Genomic DNA, 7,379 nt, shown 5'->3' on the forward strand with positions numbered 1-7,379 from the left:
TATGAAAAAAATGATTTTAGCAGGTGCATTAACTTTAGCAGGAATTACTGGAGCTACTGCGTTTATTCCTGAAACAAAAGTCGCTGCTGCCGCTCAAGAACAAAGCTTTACAAAATTTTATTCTTTGCAAACTGGAGGTAGTTCTGAACAAGAACCTATTTTCCTTCAAAAAGGACAAGAACTAACAATTCATCCTAACAGCAAAACTCCTAGTTACAGTGTTTATGACTCAAATCATAACCTTATTGGACGTTATTCTGATGGTTACGGCCGAATTTTCACTGCAAAAACAGATGGCAATATGTATGTTCAATTTCATGCACCTTACGTTTACTATAGTCCTGTTAGTTTTTCTGTTACTTATACTATTCAATAGAAAAGAGGTCCTTTATAGGACCCTTTTATTTCTCTTCCCAATTCACTTTTACAAATCCATCTTTTACTTTTAATCCGCTTATATTCAATACATATTCTTCATTTGCTTTTAAAGTAACTGTAAAAGTACCTTTTTTCGATTCACAAATTTCCTTTAACTCTTTTATACCTTCTCCTTGTCTTTCATACACACTAAAACATAAGTTTCCTCGTTTTGCATCTGTCTCATAAGAAAATGTCACTTCTGTATCCTTTTCATACTGAAATTCAATATCCTTACCGGCAATATCCCATGATGAGAATTTTGCCTTGTAACTTGTTTTCCCTTGCCTCTCATTTGCTAAATATATATCTCCGGCTCTCCACGCATCATCTAACGTTTGTGCAAAAGTAAAACCACTAAGTAATACAAACATTGTGCTTGCCAATATCGCAACTAATGTTACTTTCTGTTTTTTAACAAAATTCACCTTACATTCTCCTTCAACCTTCTTTTTACTTCTTCTTACCATATATAATAAAAACCCAATAAAGAATGGCAATATAACTGCTAAAATACTCCATCCTTTGCTCATTTGATGTGCTTTAGCATCTGTATATACCCATGACGCAACACATATTAAAAGTGCTATAAAAGCCAAAAACATTGTAATCCCAGCTATCTCAAATACTACAAATGGATTAGCGAACTCTATCATCTAATTTATACTCCTTCTTTAAAAATGACTGTATTACAACATATATCGGAACGTATACGTGCATCATAATCACACTTGCTATCAGCATAGGAATTTTATGATCCAAATGAGTGATAAATTGTTCTATAACAATTGTTAACAAAACAATCCAAATGGCATGAATACTAATTAGCCACCTCTTCTCTAACTTCTGAGCCTTTCGCACACTCTGCTTCGTGTTATTGATTAGCTCTTCGCTTGGAATTATCTCTCCTGCTAAACTGCTCTTTATTTTCTGTTCAAATTTATCTTCCTTCATGAACGAACCCCTCCAAATGTTCTCGCATTTTCTTTTTCCCATAATTAAGCCGATACTTTACCGTACCAATCGGTATATTTAATATTTCACTCATTTCCTTGTAAGAATATTGTTCATAGTAATAGAGTACGAGTACCGTTTTATATTTTTCATTTAATAAATGTATAACTTCCCATATCATTTCCGCTTCTACCTTTTGAATGATTTCCTCTGATATATTCACATCATCTACAAACTCTACTTCTCCACCATCTTCTTTATGAAATAAATCTAATACGCGATCTTTCCATCTTTTCTTCTTGCGGTAAAAGTCATAAAATGTACGAACGCAAATTGTAGTAATCCACTTTTTATAATTATCCACATAAGAAAGTTGGTGCCTTGATGAAAAAACCTTTATCCACGTCTCTTGAAAAATATCTTCCGCATCTTCTTTCGTTTTCGCTAACTTATAGCATAAGGAATATATTTGCTTCTTATATATATCAATTAATTCTTCTATCTTTTCTTCCATCATACGCCTCCTGTCATTTATATAAGACGACGCAAATTCCTCTTTTGTTTGATAAAATTTTATTTTTTTATTATCTCCACATAAAAAGGCAATCACAACATCGTGTGATTGCCTTTTATTTAAAAACGAAAGTCCGCTTCCGTTTTTCTTTATGTCCAGCTCTGCCTCCTAGCCCCTTCTGTCTAAGAACCTTCCCCACTAGAAGATAAAATGCATCTTCTGTGGGAAAGACCCTTAGCCTTCAGGACTAAACAGTCGGCTCCGCTTTTCTTTATTGTCCAGTTCCAGCGGCTAGAATACTCGGTGGCTTCGCGCCTTCCTCCGAGGCAAAGTACGCCTCTCTGTCAGGAGCTCCATCCCCCTCCTATTCTAAACGAGCCGCTTCCGCTTTTCTTCATTACATTTTTTCTGGTGCAGATACTCCTACGATTGCTAATGCATTTTGAAGTGTAGTGCGTACTGCCTTCATTAACTCGTAACGAGCTTTACTTAATTCTAAGTTATCTTGGTTTAATACTTTTTCTGCATTGTAGAAGCTGTGTAATGTTGCTGCTAATTCAAATGCATAGTTTGTAATACGGTGTGGCAGACGTTTTTGTGCTGCATCTGCAACTACAGCTGGGAATTCACCAAGTTTTTTCAGTAACTCTACTTCTTTCTCAGAAGTAACAAGCTTGTAGTTCACATCTCCGCCTGTAGCTAATCCTAACTCTTCACCTTGACGAAGGATACTGCATACACGAGCATGAGCATATTGTGCATAGTATACTGGGTTTTCATTAGATTTTGATACAGCTAAGTCCATATCGAAGTCTAAATGAGAATCACCGCTACGCATTGCGAAGAAGTAACGCATTGCGTCCACGCCTACTTCTTCCATAAGCTCACGAAGTGTAACTGCTTTACCCGTACGCTTACTCATCTTCATTTTTTCACCGTTTTGATACAGTTGTACCATTTGGATGATTTCTACTTCAAGTGTTTCTTTATCGTAACCAAGTGCTTGAATAGCAGCCTTCATACGAGGAATGTAACCGTGGTGGTCAGCACCCCAAATATTGATTAACTTATCAAAACCACGCTCTAATTTATCACGGTGATACGCGATATCTGGCGTTAAGTATGTGTAAGAACCATCGTTTTTAATTAATACACGGTTTTTATCGTCACCGTAAGTCATTGAACGGAACCAAGTTGCTCCATCTTCTTCAAAGATCTCTTCGCGCTCTTTTAATACGGCAAGAGCTTGATCGATTTTTCCGTTTTTGTATAGTGATGTTTCTGAGAACCATACATCAAATTTAACACGGAAGCTTTCTAAGTCTTTTTGAAGTTTTGCTAATTCATATTTTAAACCGTACTCACGGTAGAATTCATAGCTTTCTTTTTCATCAGCTTTCGCATAACGATCGCCGAATTCTTCAGCTAAACGTTTACCGATTCCAATGATATCCGCACCATGGTAACCGTCTTCTGGCATTTCTTTATCTAAGCCTAAAGCTTGCATGTAACGAGCTTCAACAGAAAGAGCTAAGTTATGAATTTGGTTACCAGCATCATTAATGTAGTACTCACGAGATACATCGTAGCCTGCTTTTGCTAATAGGTTACATAAAGTATCACCTACTGCCGCACCACGTGCATGCCCTAAGTGAAGGTCACCTGTTGGATTCGCAGATACGAACTCAACTTGTACTTTTTCACCTTTACCAGTATTCGTTTCACCGTAAGCTTCACCAGCGTTTACGATTGTTGGAATTAAATCTGTTAAGTAGCTATTATCCATATAGAAGTTAATAAAACCAGGACCAGCGATTTCGATTTTTTCAATAGAAGCTTTTGCTTTATCGAAATTTGCAACTAGTTCTTCTGCAATCATACGAGGTGCTTTTTTCGCAACGCGTGCAAGTTGCATTGCCATATTTGTAGAGAAGTCACCATTTGTTTTATCTTTTGGAGATTCTAATACAACGTTTGGAATCTGTTCTTCTGTCGCTAATTCTGCCTTTAATACAGCAGCCTGAATTTCTTCTTTAATCAATCCTTTTACTTGTTCTAAGGAATTCATTATTTTGCCTCCTTCAAATTAATTGTAATAGTATATCTGCCAGCTTCTTGTTCACTTAGAAGCAATGCGTAAGTTAAGAAGAGTTGTCCTTTTTTCTTTTCATCCGACCATTTAAAAAGAACGTTATCAGTCTTTGTTTGCAATGCAAACGTACCAAGTTCACTCGTATACGTACCAGTTGTCCATTCACCTTTCACATGCGTCTGACGCATAGAAACAGCACCTGAACGCATAATGAGAACTTGTTCATCTTGAATTTTAATAATTGTTTTCACTTCGCCTTGTTCGTTCGGCTCCTGGAATGTTACATATGTACCTTGACCTTTTACATAGTATTGACCATTTGCTTCAAAAGCAACGGTTTCCTTCCTCGCCCCTTCACGGATTTCTGTTACGAAATGAACGTGTACCGGCAAGCCTGCAAGTTGTTTCTCCACGTCTTGCACACCTTTCAAATGTTATAGATATTAAATACTACTTATAATAAATCACTTTTCCTATCATATCAAAAAAAGACTCTGTCTGTCTGCTGAAAAATCAGGAAAACTCCATTTCAAAAAATAATTCACTTCTACTTTATTTCATATGATAAAATATTTTTTAAATCTAAATATTCTTTCAATTAAAGAGGTGAGTATAGTGATACCAACAAAGTTAAAAAAGGGTGATGAAATACGAGTGATTTCACCATCGTGTAGTTTAAGTATTGTTTCAAATGAAAATAAAAAACTTGCTATAAAAAGATTAACCGACATGGGCTTTCAAGTTACATTCTCAAAATATGCCGATGAGATAGATCGATTTGCTTCCTCTTCTATTTCTTCCCGCATTCAAGACCTCCATAAAGCATTTGGAGACCCTAATGTAAAAGCTATTTTGACGACACTTGGCGGATACAACTCCAATGGTTTATTGAAACATCTCGATTATGATCTAATTCGTAAAAACCCGAAATTTTTCTGTGGTTATTCAGATATTACTGCTTTAAATAATGCAATTTACGCAAAAACAGGGCTCGTTACATATTCAGGACCCCATTTCTCTTCCTTTGGAATGGAGAAAGGGCTCGAGTATACAACCGATTACTTTTTAAAGTGCTTAACTTCTAATGAGCCTATTGAAGTCCTGCCATCTGAAACATGGAGCGATGATTCTTGGTATATAGATCAGGAAAATCGAGAATTTATTAAAAATGAAGGATACGTTTCAATTCAGGAAGGAGAAGCTACGGGAGATATTATCGGTGGCAATATGAGCACATTTAACTTACTGCAAGGCACACCATATATGCCAAATTTAAAGGACAAAATTTTATTTATTGAAGAAGATAGTTTAACTGGAACATCTACTCTTAAAACTTTTGATCGTTATTTACATTCCCTTATGCAGCAGCAAGATTTTGAATACATAAAGGGAATCGTTATAGGAAAGATGCAAAAAGGTGCAGAATGTACGATAGAAGACATTCAAGAAATGATTGCTTCAAAACCTGAACTTGCACATATTCCTATCATTGCAAACGCAAGTTTCGGGCATACAACCCCGATTTTCACTTTCCCAATTGGTGGACGTGCAAAAATTATTTCTAACAAGGAAAAAACATCTATCACTATTTTAACGCACTAAAAAAGGAGCGAATGAGTCGCTCCTTTTATGGTTTTTCTATTTTTTCCAACGCTTTTTGTGGAATAGATTCTTTCGGGATTTCAGCCCATCCTTTTCCTTGCATACCTTTTGCATAAATTTTTATAAACGCCCCCGTATGCAATTCACGGTTCATCATTCTTTTAATGATCTGTAACTTTCCGTCTTCTGTATACCCTTTAAAAGTATACAAGTATTCTCCGTCTTTTTTCTCACCTTTATCTATAACCGCATAATAATCTTGTATTTCTTTATTTGAAAAGAAGTTGTCTACAAAAGCATGTACACCTTCTGTTTTTGTGTTCAAATAATACGCTGTTCCACCTAGAATAATGGCGAATACAGCTAAAACTTTAATTACCAATTTCATACATGAACCTCCTGTTTGCACTTCTTTCTCACTAGTATTATATCTATACTTGTATTATACGGAAAAGAGCATACTATACTCTATCTAAAAGTCTTACACTTTCCTTACATTATTGTAAGGGATTTTTTCTTACAGCAAGTTCCCAAGAAAAAATTTTTCCGTTTCATACACTTTTATATTATTATTGAATGATACGAATTTTTATTACAAAAATCAAAGGAGACAGTTTTCAAATGGCTATCTTGCAAGGTTTAGCACTATTACTTGTTGTACTTTGTCTATTTACACTTTTTAGTTACCGTGCGCCTTATGGAATGAAGGCGATGGGTGCTTTAGCTAATGCAGCAATCGCAAGTTTTCTTATTGAAGCATTTCACCGTTATATAGGTGGAGAAATGTTTCATAATGACTTTTTACAATCAGTAGGAGAAGCTTCCGGTAGTATGAGCGGTGTCGCAGCAGCGATTTTAGTCGCATTAGCAATCGGTGTTTCCCCCGTATACGCTGTTTTAATTGGTATCGCTACTAGTGGATTCGGTATTTTACCAGGATTTTTCGCTGGATACGTTTGTGCTTTCGTCGTGAAATTTCTCGAAAAGAAATTACCAGCTGGCGTGGAATTTTTAGCAATCCTATTTATCGCTGCACCAATCTCACGCGGAATGGCAATGCTTATGGATCCGCTCGTTAACGCAACACTCGGTAAAATCGGTTCTATGATTTCAGTTGCAACTACAGAAAGTCCTATCATTATGGGTATTATGCTTGGTGGATTAATAACAGTTATTTCTACCTCTCCACTGAGTTCTATGGCACTAACTGCAATGCTTGGATTAACAGGTTTACCAATGGCGATTGGTAGTCTTGCCGTTGCGGCCTCAGCCCCGATGAACTTTATTTTCTTTAAACGATTAAAAATTTGTTCAAAGAAAGATACAATTGCTGTAGCAATCGAGCCTTTAACACAAGCCGATGTTGTCTCAGCAAATCCAATTCCTATCTATATGACAAATTTCGTTGGCGGTGCACTTGCCGGTATTATTACATCACTATTCCAACTTGTTAATAATGCACCAGGAACAGCATCACCAATTCCAGGTCTTCTTGTCCTATTCGGATTTAATGACGTTATAAAAGTAACGATCGCTGCCGTACTATGTGGAATCGTTACCACTATTGTCGGATACATTGGATCTATTGTGTTCCGTAAATATCCAATCCGCTCTGCTGATGAAATTCGCGGAGTTACTTCGGAAGAGAAGGTTGCATAAAAAAAGAGCTATTCTGAACTGCACCCCAATTGTTAGACACAGTCTAACAATTGGGGGTGCAGTTTTTCTATGGCTAAATTTACAGCTGATGAAAAAATACAAATCGTTCTACGTTATTTGAACGGAAATGAAAGTTATCGA

Annotated in this window: 9 protein-coding genes; 3 read left to right on the forward strand and 6 right to left on the reverse strand. The window is 36.3% G+C overall.

Features of this window, described 5'->3' with window-relative positions; genetic code table 11:
* The first annotated feature begins 1 nt into the window (after nucleotide 1).
* On the forward strand, nucleotides 2-376 hold the full coding sequence (locus tag EBQ15_RS27370) for a hypothetical protein (protein WP_000738221.1): 375 nt from the start codon (nucleotides 2-4) through the stop codon (nucleotides 374-376).
* 25 nt (nucleotides 377-401) lie between these two features.
* Here EBQ15_RS27370 and EBQ15_RS27375 read toward each other — a convergent pair whose 3' ends face one another.
* The 5 genes from EBQ15_RS27375 to EBQ15_RS27395 all read right to left on the reverse strand — a co-directional run bounded on the left by EBQ15_RS27375 (nucleotide 402) and on the right by EBQ15_RS27395 (nucleotide 4,390).
* The gene (locus EBQ15_RS27375) at nucleotides 402-1,073 is read right to left on the reverse strand and encodes a hypothetical protein (RefSeq protein WP_000568890.1); all 672 of its coding nucleotides are present in this window, start codon (nucleotides 1,071-1,073) and stop codon (nucleotides 402-404) included.
* Complete coding sequence (locus tag EBQ15_RS27380; RefSeq protein WP_000656689.1) at nucleotides 1,057-1,371, reverse strand: hypothetical protein; 315 nt, start codon at nucleotides 1,369-1,371, stop codon at nucleotides 1,057-1,059. Before EBQ15_RS27380 ends, EBQ15_RS27375 begins: the two co-directional genes overlap by 17 nt.
* Nucleotides 1,358-1,885, reverse strand: coding sequence for an RNA polymerase sigma factor (locus EBQ15_RS27385; RefSeq protein ID WP_000391477.1), 528 nt, complete (start codon nucleotides 1,883-1,885; stop codon nucleotides 1,358-1,360). The genes EBQ15_RS27380 and EBQ15_RS27385 overlap by 14 nt, the downstream gene beginning before the upstream one ends.
* Nucleotides 1,886-2,282: 397 nt before the next feature.
* On the reverse strand, nucleotides 2,283-3,953 hold the full coding sequence (gene argS / locus EBQ15_RS27390) for an arginine--tRNA ligase (protein WP_001086447.1): 1,671 nt from the start codon (nucleotides 3,951-3,953) through the stop codon (nucleotides 2,283-2,285).
* Nucleotides 3,953-4,390, reverse strand: coding sequence for a YwiB family protein (locus EBQ15_RS27395; RefSeq protein ID WP_000414867.1), 438 nt, complete (start codon nucleotides 4,388-4,390; stop codon nucleotides 3,953-3,955). Before EBQ15_RS27395 ends, argS begins: the two co-directional genes overlap by 1 nt.
* Before the next feature lie 202 nt (nucleotides 4,391-4,592).
* Here EBQ15_RS27395 and EBQ15_RS27400 point away from each other — a divergent pair, with 202 nt between their 5' ends.
* The gene (locus EBQ15_RS27400) at nucleotides 4,593-5,579 is read left to right on the forward strand and encodes a S66 family peptidase (RefSeq protein ID WP_000613233.1); all 987 of its coding nucleotides are present in this window, start codon (nucleotides 4,593-4,595) and stop codon (nucleotides 5,577-5,579) included.
* A 25-nt stretch (nucleotides 5,580-5,604) separates the two neighbouring features.
* Here EBQ15_RS27400 and EBQ15_RS27405 read toward each other — a convergent pair whose 3' ends face one another.
* A complete protein-coding gene (locus tag EBQ15_RS27405; protein WP_000779920.1) occupies nucleotides 5,605-5,967 on the reverse strand; it encodes a YxeA family protein in 363 nt (120 codons plus the stop codon).
* 233 nt (nucleotides 5,968-6,200) lie between these two features.
* Here EBQ15_RS27405 and EBQ15_RS27410 point away from each other — a divergent pair, with 233 nt between their 5' ends.
* Nucleotides 6,201-7,238: a PTS sugar transporter subunit IIC gene (locus EBQ15_RS27410; RefSeq protein WP_000996328.1), complete on the forward strand. Its 1,038-nt coding sequence runs from the start codon at nucleotides 6,201-6,203 to the stop codon at nucleotides 7,236-7,238.
* Nucleotides 7,239-7,379: the final 141 nt, after the last annotated feature.

Source organism: Bacillus sp. 2D03, assembly GCF_003946765.1.
In the GTDB taxonomy this organism is placed as follows: Bacteria; Bacillota; Bacilli; order Bacillales; family Bacillaceae_G; genus Bacillus_A; species Bacillus_A cereus.